Raw genomic sequence first — 19,249 nt, 5'->3', positions numbered from 1 at the left:
TTGGCATACACCTCATTACCCCATTCGGCCTTTGAAGTTGAATGCGAAAGATAATCTGAAATAAAAAGGGGCTGCTCACCGGTTTGACGGTAGGCAGCCCCTTCTCATTATGAAGGAATTTATCCGACGGTCAGCACAACAATTCCCGAAAGGGTCAACAGCAAACCGGCAGCCGTTTTGAAGGTCAGCGGTTCGCCGCCAAACAGGATGCCCATCAGGGCGCCAAACAGCGGTGAGGTGAACGCAATCGGCATTACCTGAGTCAAGGGTGCGCCTTTGATCGCCTTATAGTAGCAGAGCATCCCCAACGCCCCGGCCACCAGCCCGCCGCCGATGATCATATACAGCAGAGCCTTAGAGCCGGCCTGGGTGACGGACTTCCACTGTGGAAAACTTACCACGCCCAGAATCACCAATGCAACTGCCGTACGGATGGTAATTCCCATCTCCGGAGCCAGGTTTCCAAGGTGAAGGCCTTTTTTCTCGAAATAGCCTCCGACGCCCCAGGCAATGGCGGTCAACAACGCGAGAACTTGAGGTTTCATGATCATCCTCCAATGGGAGATAAATTATTGGAAATCCTTACAAAAAGCTAAAAGGTGGGTAATGCCTATTGCTTTTTCCCTTAAAATCGGCTAGAATGTGGGAGAAAGTGGTATGAAGTGGGAGATGGTGGAGCGCTGGCATGGTCCGGCGTTTCGGCTTTAAAGAGGATATAGAACTAATGTTCCTAAACACGTACCATCACAACCTGGATGAAAAAGGCCGCCTGACCATTCCGGCTCGCTACCGTGAATTGATCTCGGAAGGCGCCTATATCACCCTGGGGTTCGACCACAACCTGATGGTATTGACCACCTCCTACTTCAATGAAATCGCCGAGCGGTCGGCAAAATTGAGCCTCACCGATCCGACCTCTCGCCAGTTGATGCGCCTGATCTTCTCCAATGCAGAACGCGTTGAAATCGACAAGGCCGGGCGCATATTGATTCCGCAATCCCTGCGTGAAGCGGTCCAACTGGAAACCGAAGCTGTCCTCGTCGGCGTGCTCAACTACTTCGAAATCTGGTCGCCTTCACTCTGGAATCATCAGAGTGAGAGCATGACCAACGCCGAGGCCAACGAACAACGCTTCTCGGCGCTCACCCTCTAGGTGCCCTATGTGCGCCGAAAGGAACGACAATACCCCGCACCTCCCCGTACTTTACCAAGAAATTATACATGCTTTACGCCCACATAGTCCGGGCAGGTATGTGGATGCGACCGTCGGAGCAGGGGGACACGCCTTGGGCATCCTTCAAGACAGCAGTCCGGAAGGACTCTTGTTGGGGCTGGACCTCGATCCGCAGGCGCTTGAGATAGCTTCTCGGCGCCTTTCTGCTTTTGAATCCAGAGTTACCCTCCGTCAGGTCTCATACACCACCCTGCAGCGCCAACTGGCGGATCTGGGTTGGAATGCGGTGGATGGGATCGTCATCGACCTGGGAGTCTCGTCGATGCAAATCGATACCCCCGAACGCGGTTTTTCATTCCTGGCGGATGGGCCGTTGGATATGCGCTTCTCGCCGGATCAACCCACCTCAGCCGCTGACCTAATCAATACGCTTCCTGAAACTGAACTGGCGGATCTGATCTATCGCTATGGTGAGGAGAGGGCATCCCGCCGCATCGCCCGTGCCATTGTTCAGGCCCGGCCGCTGCACACCACGGCCCAACTGGCAGAGGTAATCCTGCGGGCTTCCGGCGGTCGGCGCGGGCGCATCCACCCCGCCACGCGCACCTTTCAGGCGCTGCGCATCGCTGTCAATCACGAACTCGACGCCCTCGAGGAATTTCTTCCCCAGGCTGTCCAATCCCTGGCGCCCGGCGGACGGCTGGCTGTGATTTCCTTCCACTCGCTGGAAGACCGCATCGTAAAGCAGTATTTCCGGCTCGAAAGCCGCGATTGCATCTGCCCGCCCGATCAACCGGTTTGTACCTGCGGCCACAAGGCCAGTCTGGTCGAGGTCAACCGGCATCCGATCGAAGCGACCGCAGAGGAGGCCAGCCGCAATCCCCGGGCTCGCAGCGCCAAACTTCGCATCGTCGAAAAGCTGCCTCTGGCATGAGATTTGCATAAATACCGGAAATCAAACCGATTTCCTTCAGGAGCAACAAAGAATGACCCACCTGTTCACGCAGGCATACCAACAAGCCCCATGGCGCCTCCAGATCCAACGGATCGGCGGCTTTCTGGCTGCATTGGTAGGGGTGGTGTTGATCGCCGGTGTTTATCTCTTCATCAGCGCTCAAACGGCCACGGCCGGACTCGAAATTCAAAGCCTGGAACGGCAGCGCGAATCGCTCGACCGCCTGATTGCCGACCGCCGCGCCGCGCTGGCTGAAATCACCTCGGCGGGCGTGATGACGCAGCGGGCTACCGAGATGGGATTCGAGCTTCCGGATATGAGCACGGCCATCTATATGGTGATCCCGGGTTACGAAGGCCGCCAACCGGCCATGATCGCCCCGCCGCCTTCCTCCAATTCCCTCCCATCCCCCATCATCAAGCAATCCTACCGGCAATCCTTATGGGAATGGTTCTTCCAGGGTGTGCTGTCAGGCGCATCCGCGGGAGGGTACTGATATGCTTAAATATTTCACCCGTCTGCGACTCATCGGTATCTTCTTCGCCCTGGTGGGCGCTTTGATTTTATTTCAAATGGTTCGCATTCAGACCAACGTCAACGCTCAAAAAATGAGCGCATCGATCGAGAAGCAATACGGCACCATTTCGCGCACCATCTATCCCGAACGCGGCAATATCTATGACCGCTGGGGACACCTGCTGGCCGGGAACAAGGACGTTTACGAAATCGGCATCGCCCTCAATGAGGTCGAGAATCCGGAAACGCTGGCGACCGTCCTTTCGACCGTTCTGGGACTCGATTATGGAGATGTCCTGGGAAAGGCCAGCCTGGAATATATCGAGGGCAAGCAATCCTATGTGATCGTGACCGATTTCGTCTCGGCTGAAAAAGTCAACGAGCTGGAAAAGCTTTACGACCAGTACGAGACCGACCGGGCCAAGGTTCGAAAGGGCCAGGAAGTGCAGAGCCTGCGCGGTCTGCACTGGACGGGTCACCTGCAGCGGTCCTATCCAGAAAAATCACTGGCCTCCAACATTCTCGGCTTCTATAACTACAAAGATCGCGAATCCGCCACCGGTTTTTACGGCGTGGAAGAAAAATACAACGATTTGCTGGCCGGCAATCCGGTCACGATCAGCATTCCGCGCGATCCGGCTCTCATCGAGGACGTTCCGGATGTCCCGCCAGGTTCCAGTCTGGTGTTGACCATCGACCGCGAAATCCAGGCCATGTTGGAACGCGTCATGGACAAGGCTGTGCAGGACTCCGGCGCAGAATCCGGCACTGCCCTCATTCTCGACCCGACCAACGGTGAAATTCTGGCCATGACGTCGACGCCGCGCATGGACCTGAATGACTACTGGACCTACAGCGATATCTATTCCGACGGTACGCTCTTCGACCGCGCCATCAGCCGGCCGTACGAACCGGGTTCGGTCTTTAAAGTGCTCACCATGGCCAGCGCTCTCGATAGCGGCACCGTCACCCCGGAGACCTCTTTCCTGGATACCGGTTCGATCCTGGTCGGTGGGTATTACATTTACAACTGGGACCGCGGCGCCTGGGGACCGCAGGACATGACCGGTTGTATGCAGCACTCCCTGAACGTCTGCCTTTCCTGGGTTGCCACCCAGATGGGACCGACGAAATTCTACAATTACATGCAGGCCTTTGGCATCGGTCGCCGCACGAACGTCGACCTGGCCGGCGAACAATTCTGGCCGTTGACCCTGCCCGGCGATAAGGACTGGTACGAGGTCAACCTGGCCACCAATTCATTCGGGCAAGGCGTTGCGGTCACCCCGCTTCAACTGGCGATGGCCATTTCCAGCGTTGCCAACAACCAGGGCATCATGTATGCCCCGCATGTTCTCAAAGCCTACATTCAGGATGGGAAGCAGTATAATACACCACCAGTAGCGGTAGGTTCGCCCATTACGGCCCAGACAGCCAAGACCCTTACCGATATGCTGTCCGTCTCTCTTGAATCGGAATCCTCGGTGGCATTGGTTCCTGGATATAAAATCGCCGGAAAGACAGGCACGGCGGAAATTCCAACCAGTACCGGATATTTAACGGGTATCACCAATACCTCCTTTGTCGGTTGGGGACCTACGGACGATCCCAAGTTCCTGGTTTATGTCTGGCTTGAAAAACCGACCAGCGATATCTGGGGCTCGACAGTGGCTGCCCCGGTATTCAGCGATATTGTCAAAGAGCTGGTCGCGTTGATGAAACTCCCACCGGACGACATCCGGCATCAGTTGAACGGGCAATGAGGTAAATAGAGCGTGTTACGGCTGGCAGATGTATTGGAAGCCCTGACGGGCAATCGACCGGAAGCCTCCCTGATTATCAGCGAGGCTGCGGTTGATTCACGACAGGTGATCCCCGGCGCCATGTTCGTGGCGCTGCCAGGCGAACACGTCGACGGGCACGATTTCGTCGCCAGCGCTTTCGAGCGCGGCGCCCACATTGCCCTGGTGCAGCGCGACCTTACTGCGCAGTTCCCGGTGCTCGATTTACGCTCCGGCCAACTGCCAGAGCCACTCGCGATTCCCCAACCGCCCTTCTGCCTGTGGGTCAATGACAGCCTGGCTGCGCTGCAAACGATTGCCGGTTTCTGGCGCCAGCGCCTGGCTGTGCGCGTGATCGGCGTCACCGGCAGTGTGGGGAAATCCACCACCAAGGAACTGGTTGCCCAGGTCCTCGGCCAACGCTATCGCACCATCAAGAACCCCGGCAACATGAACAATGAAATCGGCCTGCCGCTGACCCTGCTGCAACTCAGCGAAGGCACGCAGCGGGCTGTGCTCGAAATGGGTTTCTATGTACCCGGTGAAATCGAGTTTCTGTGCAAACTGGCCCGGCCGCAGGTCGGCGTAGTCACCAACATCGGCACCGTGCATGCCGAGCGCGCCGGTTCTCAGGAAGCCATTGCCCGAGGCAAAGGTGAACTGGTCGAAGCTCTGCCGCCGGCTCCGGAAGGCGTTGCCATTTTGAATTACGACGATCCCTGGGTGCGCGGCATGGCCGGCCGCACACAGGCGCGCATCTTCTATTATGGTCTGGACGCTCGCAGCCATTTGTGGGCCAGTGATATCGAAGGCCTGGGTCTGCAGGGCATTCGCTTCCAGCTTCACGTTCGCAATGAGACCCTCCACCTGCACGTTCCGCTGATCGGCCAGCATTCGGTGCAAACCGTGCTGCGCGCCACTGCGGTGGGATTGGTGGAAGGGCTATCCTGGCAGGAAGTGATCGACGGCCTGCAGCGTAGCCTGACCCAGTTACGCCTGGCGACGGTCCGCGCCACGAGTGGCGCCCTGATCATCGACGACACCTATAACGCATCGCCTGAATCGACGTTGGCGGCGCTCAACCTGTTGACGGAAATCGAAGGCAACAAGGTGGCCGTGCTGGGCGATATGCTCGAACTGGGTCCTTACGAACAGGAAGGGCACGAGATGGTCGGGGTGCGCGCGGCGGAAGTCGCCAATCGCCTGGTCACAGTCGGGCGTTTGGGAAAGCTCATTGCCGAGGCGGCGCGCCAGGCCGGCATGCCGGCCGATGCGATCACTGCCGTGAACGATGTAAATCAGGCGACGGAACTATTGAAAGGAATTTTGAATTCGGATGATGTGGTTTTGATCAAGGGGTCACATGGAGTGCGCATGGACCGCATCGTCTCTTCCCTGGAGGCGGAATCATGAGCAATACATCCCTGGCCCTCGCATTGGCCGGTTTCAGTTTTATGTTTACGGTGATCTGGGGCGGCCCGCTGCTGCGCATCCTGCGCCACTTCAAGATCGGCAAGCTCATTCGGGTTGAAGGCCCCGATTCGCACGCAGTCAAGATGGGTACCCCCACCATGGGCGGCATCATGTTCCTGCTGCCCGTGATCATGCTGACCCTGTTATTGAACGCCGCGACCCTGTTGGGACTGAAAGTCATAGGCCGTTCCATTCTGCTGCCCTTGCTGGTGATGGTGGCTTATGCTCTCCTGGGCGCGATCGATGACTGGGAAGGCATTCGCGGTCCGCGCCGTGGATTGGGCATGCGCGCGCGCACCAAATTCCTCCTTCAACTGGTGCTGGCGATCGTCATTGCCTTCGGGTTGAAGTACGTGCTGGATGTCCCCGAACTCTACTGGCCCGGCACGGTCGAAGAAATTCCGCTCGGAAATATGTACATCCCGATCGCGGTCTTCCTCATCGTCGGCATGTCCAACGCGGTCAACCTTACCGATGGTCTGGACGGTCTGGCCGGCCTGATCAGCGCCACCGCCTTCGCCGCTTACGGCCTGATCGCCCTGCTGCAGGGTTATGTCTTCCTGGGCCGGTTCTGTTTCACACTGGTGGGCGCGTTGTTCGGTTTCCTCTGGTTCAATGTGCATCCCGCCCAGCTCTTCATGGGCGATATGGGGTCGCTCGCATTGGGCGCCACCCTGGCGGTGGTTGCCCTGATGACCGGTCAATGGCTGCTGCTGCCCATTGTGGCCATCATTCCGGTCAGCGAAGCACTCTCGGATATCCTACAGGTCGGCTATTTCAAGCTGACCAAGGGTAAACGGTTGTTCAAAATGGCGCCGATCCATCATCATTTCGAATTGCTCGGATGGAGTGAAACGCAGGTGGTCCAGCGATTCTGGCTGGTCGGTCTTCTGGCTGCCATGCTCGGCGTGGCGTTTGCGGTGGTGTAACGATGGCAAACTGGATCGGTAAACGCGTACTCATTCTTGGTGCAGCCCGGCAGGGGCTGGCATTGGCGCGTTATCTGGTGCGCCAGCGCGCGCTGGTGACTTTGAACGACCAACGCAGCCCCGACCAACTGGCCGCCGTGCGCCAGGCCAACGCGGCTCTGCCCATCGAATGGGTGCTGGGCGAGCATCCTCTACGCCTGTTGGATCAGACTGACCTGGTGTGCGTCTCGGGCGGTATTCCGCTGACCCTGCCGATTGTACAGGAAGCCCAGCGGCGCGGCCTGCCCATCACGAACGATACCCAAATCTTCATGGACGCGGTCCCCTGCCCGGTCATCGGCATCACCGGTTCGGCTGGTAAGACAACCACCACCACGCTGGTCGGTCGCATGGCTCAGGCCGCGATCAAGGCGCCGCGCAAAGCCTGGATCGGCGGTAACATCGGCCTGCCGCTGGTCGATCACCTCGAAGAGATCAAGGCGGATGATGTCGTAATTCTCGAGATTTCCAGTTTCCAGCTCGAGCAGATGACGACCTCACCGCATATCGGCGCCATCCTCAACATCACCCCCAACCATCTCGACCGTCACGGCACCCTCGAAGCTTATGCCGCTGCCAAGGCCCGCCTCATTCATTTTCAGGGCAGCGAAGATGTGGCCATTCTTAACCCGGCGGACTCCGGATCGTGGAATCTGCGCTCTCAGGTCGCCGGCCGCCTGGTCACATTCAGCCTGCAGCATCCGGACCTTCACCAGGCGGGCACCTTCTGCCAGGACGAGCACCTGTGGGTATATGACGGCCAAAAGGACATCTCAATCATGCCGCAAAGCTCCATCCTGCTGCGCGGCACGCACAACCTCTACAACGTTCTGGCAGCCTGCGCCATCGCCCACGCGGCTGGCTTTCCCGTTCAGGCCATGCGCAGCGGTGTCGAAGGTTTTGGCGGAGTCCCGCACCGCCTGGAATTCGTGCGCACCTGGCGGAGCAGCAAATGGTACAACGACTCCATCGCCACCGCCCCCGAACGCACCAGCGCCGCCATTCATTCGTTCAGCGAACCGCTGGTCGTTCTGCTCGGCGGTCGCGACAAGAAGCTGCCGTGGGATGATCTGGCTACGCTCATTCACCAACGCGTCGACCATGTCATTCTCTTCGGCGAGGCAGCCGCGAAGATTCAAAATGCGATCGGCCCGCTGGAACTGGGTCGCCGGCCGTACAGCATGGAAGTCTGTGGTGACCTGCATGAAGCCGTTCAAGCGGCGGCACAGGTTGCTCAACCCGGGGACGTGGTGTTATTGTCGCCGGGAGGCACCAGTTACGATCAGTTCAAAGATTTCGAAGAGCGTGGGGAGTGCTTCCGAGAATGGGTGAACCAACTGCCGTAAATTCGAATGCCAATAGCGTGCGGCAGAACCGGGCCGTCAAGTCACTGCACCTGAGGCTGGATGTCCCGCTACTGCTGGCCGTCGCCTCATTGATGGCCTTTGGCCTGTTAATGGTCTATTCGGCCAGTTGGGGCGCTTCCCTTGAACTTGGCGACAACCCGGCCTACTTCTTCACCAATCAACTGCGGTGGGCCATCGTCGGTTCGGCCGCCATGGTCGGACTGAGCCTGGTCGATTATCACCGCTGGCGCAGGTTGATGGTTCCGATGATGCTGGTCACGCTGATCATGCTGGTACTGGTTCTGGTCACCGGCGAGACCCGGCTCAACGCCCGCCGCGCACTTTTTGGCGGCTCGGTGCAGCCATCCGAAATGGCGAAGCTGGCCATCATCGTTTATCTGGCGTTCTGGTTGTATTCCAAGCGCGAAATGATCAACAATATCACTTTCGGCCTGCTGCCCATGGCTGCCATTCTGGGTATCACGGGCGGCATCATCCTGGCCCAGCCCGATCTGAGCGCCGTGCTGACCATCCTCATCATGGGCGGATTGATGTTCTTCCTGGCCGGCGTGGATTGGAAACAGGTTCTGATCATCGTCATTGTCGCCGGTTTGCTGGGTTGGTTGCTGGTGACGGTCATGCCCACCGGTAAAGCCCGCCTGGAGCCCTATCTGGCCGGTCTGCGGGATCCTGTCGAAGCCTCATACCACGTGCAGCGCTCGCTCGAATCGGTCGTGCGCGGCGGCGTCTTCGGGGTGGGGATCGGACGGGGTGCGACCAAGTTCACCGGCCTGCCGGTTGCCCACACCGACAGCATCTTTGCCGTCATCGCTGAAGAAACCGGCCTGATCGGCGCAGCCGGTATCATTCTTCTGTACATGGTCGTGCTCTGGCGCGGGCTGAAGATCGCCTCGCATGCCCCGGATTTGCTGGGTAAATTGCTGGCCGCCGGCTGCACGCTGTGGATCGTTTTGGAGGCGACCATCAACATGGGTGTGATGGTCAACTTGCTTCCATTCGCCGGAAACGCGCTGCCCTTTATCAGCGCAGGCGGTTCCAGTTTGATCACGTGTCTGGCTGCAATTGGTTTGATCATGAGTGTTGCCCGGGTTTCCAACCGGACATCCACCCCGGAACAAGGGAGGCCATTCAGTGCGGTTGTTGATCTGCGCAGGCGGAACGGGCGGCGGAGTGTATCCGGCGCTCGCCGTTCTGCAATCCCTCGGGAATGAAGAAGTGACGGTGCTCTGGGTCGGCGGTGAGGGAGGAATGGAAGCTGAACTCGTAAAACGCCAGGGCGTACCGTACACCGCGATCCCCGCTGCCGGGGTTCACGGCGTCGGTTTGCGTTCCCTTCCCGGCAACATCGCCAAACTGGTCCGGGGTGTCGCGGCTTCGCGGCGGATCCTGCGCCAGTTCAAACCAGATGTCCTGCTCTTCACCGGGGGGTATGTGGCCGCGCCGATGGCCGTCGCCGGACGCAGTATTCCGTCCCTGCTCTACACGCCGGATATCGAACCCGGGATGGCGCTCAAATTCCTGGCCCGCTACGCCAGTATTGTGGCCGTCACCGCCCCCGATTCGCGGGCTTTCTTCCCCGGGCGCAAACACCTCGAGGTCAGCGGTTATCCGACCCGCCCCGAGTTGACCCGCTACGATCGCGATGAAGCCCGCCGCAGCCTGAATTTGAACCTCGACCAACCCGTCGTGCTGGTGACCGGCGGCAGCAAGGGCGCGCGCTCCATCAACCGCGCCGTGACAGCCAACTTGAACGACCTGCTCAAAATGGCTCAGGTGCTGCACCTGACCGGCAATCTGGATTGGCCTGAAATTCAGGCTTTCCAGGCTGGCCTGAGCCCGGAACTCGCCGGACGTTATCATGCGTATTCCTACCTGCACGATATGGGATCCGCTCTGGCGAGCGCAGATATCGTCGTTTCCCGGGCCGGTGCCTCCACCCTGGGAGAATATCCGCTGTTTGGGCTGCCGGCTGTCCTGGTCCCCTACCCTTACGCCTGGCGCTATCAGAAAGTCAACGCAGCCTACCTGGTGGATAAAGGCGCAGCCAAAATGATCAAAGATGAGGATCTACCGAAGCAACTGGTGCCTGTCCTGAGCGAACTGCTGGACGACGTTGAAAACTTGAATGCCATGCGCGCTGCGATGAGATCGCTGGCCCGGCCGGAAGCAAGCCAACGGCTTGCAGCCCTGGTTCGCGACCTGGCGGGGGCAAACCCGCAGGAAGGGAATGCTTGATGATCGGTTTAAACGCCACCTTCTGGATGTACGTGGTCCTTTTCGCGCTGATCGGTGGAATGCGCGGCTGGGCGCGGGAACTGCTGGTGAGTTTCAGCGTCATCCTGGCCATGTTCATCATCAACGTCCTCGAACGGTTCGTCCCCTTCGTTCGAGACACCCTTCCGCTGACCGCGCCAAATTCGCTGTTCTGGATGCGCACATTGATCATCCTGTCGCTGGTCTTCTTCGGCTACCAGACGCCGAAAATTCCCAGGTTGGCCGAAAGTGGCCGCTTTGCCCGCGACCGGCTGCAAGATAGCCTGTTGGGCATTTTCCTGGGCGCATTCAATGGCTACCTCATCTTTGGCTCGCTCTGGTTTTACATGAACGCGGCCAATTATCCCTTTGCAATCGTCACGGCTCCCATGGCTGGCACTCCAATCGGCGACGCGGCCATTCGTTTGCTGTCGTTCCTGCCGCCGAACTGGCTGGGCAGCCCGGCCATTTATTTCGCGGTCGCGATCGCTTTCGTATTCGTTCTGGTGGTGTTCATCTGATGACACACGTTCACTTGATTGGCATCGGTGGCAGCGGACTCTCCGCCATAGCCCGGCTCCTTTTGGAGAGCGGGTACTCGGTCAGCGGCTCGGACCGGATTCTCTCCGATCTGGCCCACGAGCTGGCGGAGGCCGGGGCGACCGTATATACCGGCCACGCGCCTGAAAACGTGCGCGGCGCCGATATTGTGGTGCGCTCCTCGGCCATCCCGGATGCCAATCCCGAAGTCCAGGCCGCGTTGGCGGCGGGGATCCCGGTTCTCAAACGGTCGGATTTCCTGGGCCGATTGATGAGCGGGCGCGTTGGCATCGCCGTGGCCGGAACGCACGGCAAGACCACCACCACGTCCATGCTGGCCTGGCTGCTCACCGCGTGCGGGAAGGATCCTTCCTATATCATCGGCGGCGTCTCCAAGAACCTGGGAAACAACGCCCATGCCGGACGGGGCAGCGCCTTTGTCATTGAAGCAGATGAATACGACCGCATGTTCCTCGGCCTGAACCCACAAATCGCCGTGGTGACGGTGATGGAACACGACCATCCGGATTGTTACCCCACCCCGGAAGATTATCGGGCGGCCTTCGTTGACTTTGTCCATCGCCTTCAACCGGGCGGGCTGCTCATTACCAACGCCGATAATGCCGAGACTTCCGGGCTGGCGGCTGAAATCCCGGCCGGCTGCCGTGTCATCCGCTACGGGTTGGATGAAAACGCCGACCTGCGCGCGGTGAATGTCCACCGCAACGATCAAGGCGGCTTTTCCTTCCGGGCGCCCGCCTATGCCGGTGAAATCACCCTGCAGGTGCCGGGCGAACACAATGTGCGCAACGCACTGGCGGCTCTGGCGGTGACGCGCGAATTGAAGATCGACGACGCCGCGGTTGCGGCAGCTCTGGCAAATTTTAAGGGAACCGGCCGGCGCTTTGACGTGCGGGGTGAAGTAGATGGGATTACGATCGTGGATGACTACGCGCATCATCCCACCGAAATTCGCGCCACCCTGGCGGCTGCACGGTCCCGCTACCAGAGCCGTCGCATCTGGGCCGTCTGGCAGCCGCACACGTATTCGCGAACCCAAACCTTGCTGCCTGAATTCGCCCGTGCTTTCGGCGACGCCGATCGGGTCATCGTTACGGCCGTTTATGCGGCGCGCGAAAAGGATAATGGTTTCTCTGCTGCTCAGGTCGTCGACCGAATGCAGCATTCGAACGCTCGTTTTATCCCCGCGTTGGCGGACGTCCGCGACACCCTGCTGGCTGAATTGCAGCCGGGTGACGTTCTCCTGGTGCTTTCCGCCGGGGACGCGGACCAGATCAGTACCCAGGTCCTCACCGCGTTGGGCCAGAAAGAGGAAGGCCATGTCTGATCCGAAGACGAAACGTACCTTTGAACAGGAAACCCTGATCCTCCCCAGCTTGCGCCTGGAGCCCCAAAATCCGAATCCGGCGGCTGACCGACGCGCCTCACGCTACGATGACCTGGCGCTGCCCGAGCGCCAGAAGGTCGTCAACAAGCTGATCGACCACTTGAAAGGCCTTTAGAGAACCGGTCTACAAATGAAACCCCAATCGATTACATCCTCCCTTTCTGAGCTGCGCACCCTGTTTGGCGATCGCCTGCAGGAAAACGTCAGCATGGCCAATTACACCACGGCTCGCGTGGGTGGAATTGCGCAGGCCATGTTGATCGCGCAAACCAGCCAGGAACTCGAACTGGCCGCGCAGAGACTCTGGGAGCATGGCATTCCTTTCTATATGATCGGTTCCGGTTCGAATGTGCTGGTCAGTGATCAGGGTCTACCGGGTGTCGTCATCGTCAATCGAACCCGCAACATCAAAATCGACACCCATACCGAACCCATGAGCGTCTGGGCCGAATCGGGCGCCAATTTGGGGACCGTTGCGCGCCAGGTGGCATTGCGCGGCCTGAGTGGATTGGAATGGGCGGCAACCATCCCCGGTTCGGTCGGCGGAGCGGTCTACGGCAACGCCGGCGCATTCGGCGGAGACATGAACGGCAGCCTGGTGCTGGCAGAAATCTTGCACCAAAAACTGGGTAGACAGACCTGGACTGTCGAGCAAATGGCATACAGTTACCGCAGCAGCGCACTCAAACGCAATCCCGGGCAGGCCATCATCCTGGCAGCTCGCATGAAGCTGTCCCCCAGTACACCGCAGGCTGTGCAGCAGCGCATGGACGCCAACTCGGCCCAGCGCCGCCGGACGCAACCCCCCGGCGCGAGCCTGGGCTCCATGTTCAAGAATCCGGCCGGAGATTACGCCGGACGGTTGATCGAAGCAGCCGGACTCAAGGGTGCGCGCGTGGGCGGCGTGGAGATCAGTCCAATTCACGCCAATTTCTTCGTCAACAACGACCAGGCAACCGCCAGCGATCTATGGCAATTGATCCAAATGGCTCGCACTGCGGTGCAGCAGAAGTTCGGGATCACGCTTGAATTGGAAGTGGAATTGCTTGGCGAATGGGAAATTTCGAATGGATCGACAAATTAAAGGCACAGAGGCTTTCATGAATAACAAGATCCGTATCGGTATCCTCTTTGGTGGGCGCTCCGGCGAGCATGAAGTATCTTTAATGTCGGCTCGTTCCGTTTTGCGCGCGCTGGATCCGGATCGATACGAGATTTACCCGATCGGCATCACCCATGCCGGGCAGTGGCTGGCCGGCGAGGATGCCCTGGATGCTTTCGAAAAAGGCAAAACCGGCCATCTCACCCCGGTCACCCTGCTGCCGCAGGCGGGTCAGACGACGCTGTACGCAATTCAGGGGCAGTCACTCACTCCTTACGCCGACCTGGATGTCATCTTCCCTGTGCTCCACGGGACCTTTGGCGAGGACGGCACCATTCAGGGGCTTTTCGAACTGATCGGCCTGCCTTACGTCGGTGCGGGCGTGTTGGGTTCTTCCGTGGGTATGGACAAGGCGCTTTTCAAAGACGTGATGCGCGCCAACCACATCCCGGTGCTGGATTCGATCGTCCTGAGCCGCCTGGATGTCGAAAAAGGGATGGAAGACGCCATCGCAGCCTGCGAAAAGGTTTCCGCTTATCCGCTTTTTACCAAACCGGCCAACCTGGGTTCGTCGGTCGGCATCACCAAGGTGCGCAACCGCTCCGATCTCTACGAAGGTCTGCTGGAAGCCGCGCGCTTCGATCGGCGTGTGTTGGTGGAACGCGGGCTGGAAAAACCGCGCGAAATCGAAGTGAGCGTGCTCGGGAACGATCAGCCTGAGGCTTCCGTACCGGGCGAAGTCCGCCCTTCCGACGACTTCTACACCTATGCTGCCAAATATATCGATGAACGTTCCGAATTGATCATCCCGGCCCGTTTGAACGAAGACGAGCAGGCTAAATTCCGCAGTCTGGCAGTCGCCATTTTCAAGGCCATCGATTGCGCCGGCATGGCGCGGGTGGACTTCCTCTACAGTGAAACCGCCGGCGGGATCTACGTCAGTGAAGTCAACACCATTCCAGGCTTTACCAGCATCAGTATGTTCGCCAAGCTCTGGGAAGCCAGCGGCATTTCCTACCCTGAACTGATCGACCGCCTGGTTTCTCTGGCCCTGGAGCGTAACGCCGACCAGCAACGCACCGAACGCCAGTACAGGAGAAGCGCATGAGCCCTATTTCGGCCGCCACCCATTCCAATTCCCACGCGGATCAGGTTCGCCAGCGCCGCACGCAGCAGGAACAGACGCGCATGAGCCAGATCAACCAGCGTACTCATACGCCGGTGAAAAGCCAGCCTGTGATGACGCGCGGATCCGCCGCTGCGGTGAAGACCTCGCGGCCCGTGCGTCAGAATGCAAAGAGCAACGTCCGCCGCCAGTACTATTACAGCCTGGACGCCTCTGGCGTCGAAGTTCGCCTGCCCTCCATTCCGCTGGTCAATCCCGGCTGGCGGATGGTTTCGGGCATGCTGGTGGTCATCCTGTTGATTGGCATCTTCCTGATGTCGAGCAGCTCTATGTTCGAAGTGTCCAGCCTGAATATCACCGGGCTCCAGCGCCTGAACGTCACGGATGTGGAAACGGCACTCAAACTCACCGGAACCGCCGCGCTCGATCTTCATCCGGATGAAATCAAAGCCCAGGTGACTGCCCTCTTCCCCGAACTGACCGATGTGCAGGTGCACGTTGGATTGCCAGCCAAGGTCGAAATCAGTGTCCGCGAACGCCAGCCGATCGTCGCCTGGCAGATGCCGGAACAAACCGTCTGGGTGGACCCGGAAGGTGTCGTCATCCCGGTGCGCGGTGAAGCGGCCGGTTTGATCACCCTGCAGGCTGATGGCCTGCCCGAACTGGTCGCCCCCTCCGCCGCGGAAGACAGCAGCGCTGCGAGCGCGGAATCCACGGCCGCCAGCATGCTGGCTTCGCTCAAGGCGCCGGTCACAACCGTCGAAGGCAGCCGGATGGATTTGAACTTGCTGGCTGCGACGCTCAATTTGAGCACCCGCGTTCCCGAAGGCACCGTGCTGGCCTACAGCACCACGGACGGTCTGGGTTGGCAGGACACCCGCGGATGGAAAGTCTACATTGGGAATGACCTGGGCAATCTGGAAACGAAATTAACCGAATACGAAGCCATTGTTCAGCAACTCACTGAGCGCGGAATTACGCCCGTGATGATCAGCGTGGAGCACCTGAGTGCTCCTTTCTTCCGAACGGAGTAGGACGCCATGGACGAACCCATTGTCGTTGGTATCGACATCGGCACGACGAAAATCTGCACCCTGGTGGCCAGGGTCGAAGGCGAACGCAACCTGCGCATTTTGGGCGTGGGCATCGAGCCTTCCCAGGGCATTCGAAAGGGGACCATCGTCGATCTGGCTGCAGCGTCACAATCGATCGCCCGTTCGGTGGAAAAAGCTCAGCGCACTTCGGGCCTGGAAATCACCTCGGCCCTGGTCAGCCTGGCCGGAGCGAACGTTTCCTCGGTCAACAGCCGCGGCGTGGTGGGCATCACGGGCGGTGTGATCGATGAAGACGATGTCGCCCGCGCCCTTGAAGCCGCTCAGGCGGTGGCCATCCCGCACAACCGTGAAATCATCCACGTCATCCAGCGCGGCTTCATCGTCGACGGGCAGGACGGCGTGCGTTCCCCCATCGGCATGCACGGCTACCGTCTGGAAGTGGAAGCCCACATCATCACCGCCGCCGCGTCCACCGTCGAAAACCTGCGCCAGTGCGTTCAGGCGGCCGGCGTGGAAGTAACCCAATTCGTCCTCAATCCCCTGGCTTCGGCCGAGGTTGTGCTCTCCGAGACCGAACGCCAGATGGGCGTTGTGGTCTGCGATATCGGCGGCGGAACGACTGACATGGCCATCTACATCGACGGTGATATCTGGCACACCATGGTTTTAGCCGTGGGTGGCAATCATATTACCTCGGACATCGCTCACGGGCTGCGCCTTTCAATTCCGCAAGCCGAAGAAATCAAGAAGACTTACGGACATGCGATAGAATTAGAGATCAGTGATGAAGAAACATTTTCCGTGCGGGCTTTCGGCGAGGATTTGCCTGTGCAGGTCAGCCGAAAAGAATTGGCGCATATCATCGAGGCACGGGTGGCTGAAATTTTCGAGCTGGTCTTACAAGAGATAAAACGTTCCGGTTACGACGGCTTGCTTCCGGCCGGAATGGTGCTTACCGGTGGTTCCAGTCTACTGCCTGCCATGCGCAATCTGGCCAGCCAGGTGATGGGCCTGCCCGTCCGCCTTGCGCGTCCGGAAAATCTGGTCGGCCTGACCGATCAACTCAATTCGCCGGCTTACTCCACCAGCGTGGGCCTGCTCTATTGGGCATTGTTGATGAGCGAGACCATGCCGGTTCATTCGCGCCGCAGTTCACGCAGCGGTGCAGGAGGAACGAGTGTCGATCTTGAAAAGCTCAAGGAATTCCTTAAACGGCTGTTACCGTAAATATGTCGGCCGGCGTTCGGCTGACTTTCGCTAGCGTTACAGAACCTGATCTGTTCAACTTTGCGGAGGATAACCATGGACCTGAACAACCAACTTCAAGAATCATTTGCTCGCATCAAAGTCATTGGTGTTGGCGGCGGAGGTTGTAACGCTGTCAACCGAATGATCGACGAGGGCCTGTCGGGCATCGAGTTCATCACCGTGAACACGGATGCCCAGGCTTTGTTACTCTCCAAAGCGCCGACCCGCGTGCGCATTGGCGACAAGTCGACCCGCGGTTTGGGCGCCGGCGGCAATCCCGAGATGGGCCGCAAGGCCGCCGAAGAATCGGCCGAAGAGCTGTACGAAGTGCTCAAGGGCAGCGACATGGTCTTCGTGACCTCCGGCCTGGGCGGCGGCACCGGCACCGGCGCGGCCCCCATCGTGGCCCAGATTGCCAAGGAATGCGGCGCGCTGACCATCGGCGTCGTCACCCGCCCCTTCACTTTCGAAGGCTCTCGCCGCCAGCAATCCGCCGAGCAGGGCATTTCCAAGCTCAAGGAACACGCCGATACGCTCATCGTCATCCCCAACGACCGCCTGCTGCAGATCGTCGACAAGCGCGCCTCCTTGCAGGATGCCTTCCGGACTGCGGACGATGTCCTTCGCCAGGGCATCCAGGGCATTTCTGAGCTGATCACCGTCCCTGGCCTGATCAACCTCGACTTTGCCGATGTTCGCGCCATCATGAGCGAAGGCGGCGCAGCGCTGATGGCCGTCGGCAGTGCCAACGGCGAAGATCGCGCCCGGGTGGCCGCTGAAGCCGCCATTTCCAGCCAATTGCTCGATATCACCATCGACGGCGCGCGCGGCATCCTCTTCAACGTCACCGGCGGCAGCAACCTGACCCTCTTCGAGGTCAACCAGGCCGCCGCCATCATCAAGGAAACGGCTCACCCGGATGTCAACCTGATCTTCGGCGCAGTCATCGACCCGAATATGGGCGATGATATCCGCGTCACCGTCATTGCAACGGGTTTTGACCGCGCGGGCGTACGCCCTGTGAGTGAGCAGCGTCCTATTCGCACCAGCGAGGATCTGTCTGGCAGCCAGTCACGCCCGCGCCCTGCCGAACGTCCCAACCTGAACACCAACGCCGCCGCCCCCATTCCGGCGCCGACCGAGTTCTCGCCGCGCGTATACAACACAGACGATCTGGATGTGCCGGCCTTCCTGCGCAACCGCACGAACAGCCAGCGCTGATCGAAATCACACCTGATTGGAGAGCCTGCTTTTCGGGTGGGCTCTCCAAAAGATACGGTCCATCTGCCCGGCAGCCCTGCCGGTGGCCGGCCTTGCAGCCTGCCCCGGCATCGAACTGCCCATCGGATGCGCCCTATCGGGTTCAGGTTATCCCCCCCTTCATCCCCGCCCCCGTCCAGGGCGGGGATCGCATTTAATTAAAATCAAAGCGGCGAAAAAAATTTTAAGACTAATATTTATGGATTTTTAAGGATTCTAACCTGTTCGTTTTCAGCACCCCATTTGTGGCGCCAAATGCCCGATTCCGGCATTCGAGGCCACAATTCGCCCCCGGGTTGTATAAACAAAGCCGGCCACCGAAAACCGGATGTCGAAAAAATGCCCTCGCCGGGCCCCGGACGGCAATCTAAATTTTAAGGTTACAATCCCGGATTGGCTATTGCATGAATGGATCATCTGTGCTAGAATTTTGACAGTAAATATACGGTCTCCTTTAATGATACCCCCATATATGGGGGTAGTTGTTCCAAAGGAGACTTTTTTATTCCATAAACCGCAATTCAAGGAGGGGAACCTGTGCGCTGCCCATATTGTCAACACGAGGAATCAAAAGTGTTGGACACGACCCACGACGCTCACGGTGGTGTTCGCCGCCGGCGGGAATGCGAAAAGTGTCACCAACGTTTCAGCACCTACGAACGCCCGATCCTGGCCACTCCGCTGCTGGTCAAACGGGACGGCACCCGCGAGGAATTCGATCGTGAAAAACTGTCCCGCGGTATTCGCATCGCCTGCGCCAAACGCCCGGTTTCGGCCGCCGAAATCGAACGCCTGATCGGCGAGATCGAATCTTCGCTGCAGCAAATGGGACGCGCCGAGGTACCTTCCCGTGTGGTCGGCGATATGGTCATCGCCGGCCTCAAAAAACTCGACCAGATTGCCTATATCCGTTATGCCATCGTTTATCTGCATCTCGATGATCTGCAAGCCATTCGTAACGAGATCGACCGATTACTGGAAGGATGAGGAGGTATTCCATGGCAAGTTCTAAAACCGGGCGTT

Annotated in this window: 19 protein-coding genes; 18 read left to right on the top strand and 1 reads right to left on the bottom strand. The window is 59.1% G+C overall.

Annotated features, from left to right (window positions below):
* Nucleotides 1-119 precede the first annotated feature (119 nt).
* Complete coding sequence (locus LARV_RS10300; RefSeq protein WP_075073557.1) at nucleotides 120-545, bottom strand: EamA family transporter; 426 nt, start codon at nucleotides 543-545, stop codon at nucleotides 120-122.
* Nucleotides 546-724: 179 nt separating this feature from the next.
* On the opposite strand from LARV_RS10300, the gene mraZ reads away from it, so the two are divergent.
* The 18 genes from mraZ to nrdR all read left to right on the top strand — a co-directional run bounded on the left by mraZ (nucleotide 725) and on the right by nrdR (nucleotide 19,213).
* Complete coding sequence (mraZ, locus tag LARV_RS10295) at nucleotides 725-1,153, top strand: division/cell wall cluster transcriptional repressor MraZ (RefSeq protein WP_075073556.1); 429 nt, start codon at nucleotides 725-727, stop codon at nucleotides 1,151-1,153.
* A 7-nt stretch (nucleotides 1,154-1,160) separates the two neighbouring features.
* On the top strand, nucleotides 1,161-2,108 hold the full coding sequence (rsmH, locus tag LARV_RS10290; protein ID WP_075073555.1) for a 16S rRNA (cytosine(1402)-N(4))-methyltransferase RsmH: 948 nt from the start codon (nucleotides 1,161-1,163) through the stop codon (nucleotides 2,106-2,108).
* 52 nt (nucleotides 2,109-2,160) lie between these two features.
* Nucleotides 2,161-2,625 (top strand): hypothetical protein, encoded by a 465-nt coding sequence (locus LARV_RS10285; RefSeq protein WP_075073554.1) that lies wholly within the window; start codon nucleotides 2,161-2,163, stop codon nucleotides 2,623-2,625.
* Nucleotide 2,626: 1 nt separating this feature from the next.
* Nucleotides 2,627-4,408, top strand: a complete 1,782-nt coding sequence (locus LARV_RS10280; protein WP_075073553.1) for a peptidoglycan D,D-transpeptidase FtsI family protein — start codon at nucleotides 2,627-2,629, stop codon at nucleotides 4,406-4,408.
* A 12-nt stretch (nucleotides 4,409-4,420) separates the two neighbouring features.
* A complete protein-coding gene (locus tag LARV_RS10275; protein WP_075073552.1) occupies nucleotides 4,421-5,839 on the top strand; it encodes a UDP-N-acetylmuramoyl-tripeptide--D-alanyl-D-alanine ligase in 1,419 nt (472 codons plus the stop codon).
* Complete coding sequence (gene mraY, locus LARV_RS10270; RefSeq protein ID WP_075073551.1) at nucleotides 5,836-6,828, top strand: phospho-N-acetylmuramoyl-pentapeptide-transferase; 993 nt, start codon at nucleotides 5,836-5,838, stop codon at nucleotides 6,826-6,828. The genes LARV_RS10275 and mraY overlap by 4 nt, the downstream gene beginning before the upstream one ends.
* Before the next feature lie 2 nt (nucleotides 6,829-6,830).
* The gene (gene murD, locus LARV_RS10265) at nucleotides 6,831-8,213 is read left to right on the top strand and encodes a UDP-N-acetylmuramoyl-L-alanine--D-glutamate ligase (protein WP_075073550.1); all 1,383 of its coding nucleotides are present in this window, start codon (nucleotides 6,831-6,833) and stop codon (nucleotides 8,211-8,213) included.
* Entirely contained in the window at nucleotides 8,192-9,445 is a 1,254-nt protein-coding gene (locus tag LARV_RS10260; protein WP_075073549.1) for an FtsW/RodA/SpoVE family cell cycle protein, read from the top strand. Before murD ends, LARV_RS10260 begins: the two co-directional genes overlap by 22 nt.
* On the top strand, nucleotides 9,366-10,469 hold the full coding sequence (murG, locus tag LARV_RS10255) for an undecaprenyldiphospho-muramoylpentapeptide beta-N-acetylglucosaminyltransferase (protein WP_075073548.1): 1,104 nt from the start codon (nucleotides 9,366-9,368) through the stop codon (nucleotides 10,467-10,469). The genes LARV_RS10260 and murG overlap by 80 nt, the downstream gene beginning before the upstream one ends.
* Nucleotides 10,466-11,008 (top strand): hypothetical protein, encoded by a 543-nt coding sequence (locus tag LARV_RS10250; RefSeq protein WP_152031773.1) that lies wholly within the window; start codon nucleotides 10,466-10,468, stop codon nucleotides 11,006-11,008. The genes murG and LARV_RS10250 overlap by 4 nt, the downstream gene beginning before the upstream one ends.
* Nucleotides 11,008-12,375 (top strand): UDP-N-acetylmuramate--L-alanine ligase, encoded by a 1,368-nt coding sequence (gene murC, locus LARV_RS10245; protein WP_075073546.1) that lies wholly within the window; start codon nucleotides 11,008-11,010, stop codon nucleotides 12,373-12,375. Before LARV_RS10250 ends, murC begins: the two co-directional genes overlap by 1 nt.
* Nucleotides 12,368-12,550: a hypothetical protein gene (locus LARV_RS10240; RefSeq protein WP_075073545.1), complete on the top strand. Its 183-nt coding sequence runs from the start codon at nucleotides 12,368-12,370 to the stop codon at nucleotides 12,548-12,550. Before murC ends, LARV_RS10240 begins: the two co-directional genes overlap by 8 nt.
* 15 nt (nucleotides 12,551-12,565) lie before the next feature.
* Nucleotides 12,566-13,519, top strand: coding sequence for a UDP-N-acetylmuramate dehydrogenase (murB, locus tag LARV_RS10235; protein WP_075073544.1), 954 nt, complete (start codon nucleotides 12,566-12,568; stop codon nucleotides 13,517-13,519).
* Between the two features lie 16 nt (nucleotides 13,520-13,535).
* Nucleotides 13,536-14,645, top strand: a complete 1,110-nt coding sequence (locus LARV_RS10230; protein WP_075075191.1) for a D-alanine--D-alanine ligase family protein — start codon at nucleotides 13,536-13,538, stop codon at nucleotides 14,643-14,645.
* On the top strand, nucleotides 14,642-15,697 hold the full coding sequence (locus tag LARV_RS10225) for a cell division protein FtsQ/DivIB (protein WP_075073543.1): 1,056 nt from the start codon (nucleotides 14,642-14,644) through the stop codon (nucleotides 15,695-15,697). The genes LARV_RS10230 and LARV_RS10225 overlap by 4 nt, the downstream gene beginning before the upstream one ends.
* Before the next feature lie 6 nt (nucleotides 15,698-15,703).
* Complete coding sequence (ftsA, locus tag LARV_RS10220; RefSeq protein ID WP_075073542.1) at nucleotides 15,704-16,945, top strand: cell division protein FtsA; 1,242 nt, start codon at nucleotides 15,704-15,706, stop codon at nucleotides 16,943-16,945.
* Between the two features lie 75 nt (nucleotides 16,946-17,020).
* A complete protein-coding gene (gene ftsZ / locus LARV_RS10215) occupies nucleotides 17,021-18,187 on the top strand; it encodes a cell division protein FtsZ (RefSeq protein ID WP_075073541.1) in 1,167 nt (388 codons plus the stop codon).
* Nucleotides 18,188-18,763: 576 nt separating this feature from the next.
* Nucleotides 18,764-19,213, top strand: coding sequence for a transcriptional regulator NrdR (nrdR, locus tag LARV_RS10210; RefSeq protein ID WP_075073540.1), 450 nt, complete (start codon nucleotides 18,764-18,766; stop codon nucleotides 19,211-19,213).
* Nucleotides 19,214-19,249 lie beyond the last annotated feature (36 nt).

The organism is Longilinea arvoryzae (assembly GCF_001050235.1).
Taxonomy (GTDB): domain Bacteria; phylum Chloroflexota; class Anaerolineae; order Anaerolineales; family Anaerolineaceae; genus Longilinea; species Longilinea arvoryzae.
The sequence above is the reverse complement of the archived record's forward strand: the minus strand, read 5'-3'. Positions and strand labels throughout refer to the sequence as shown.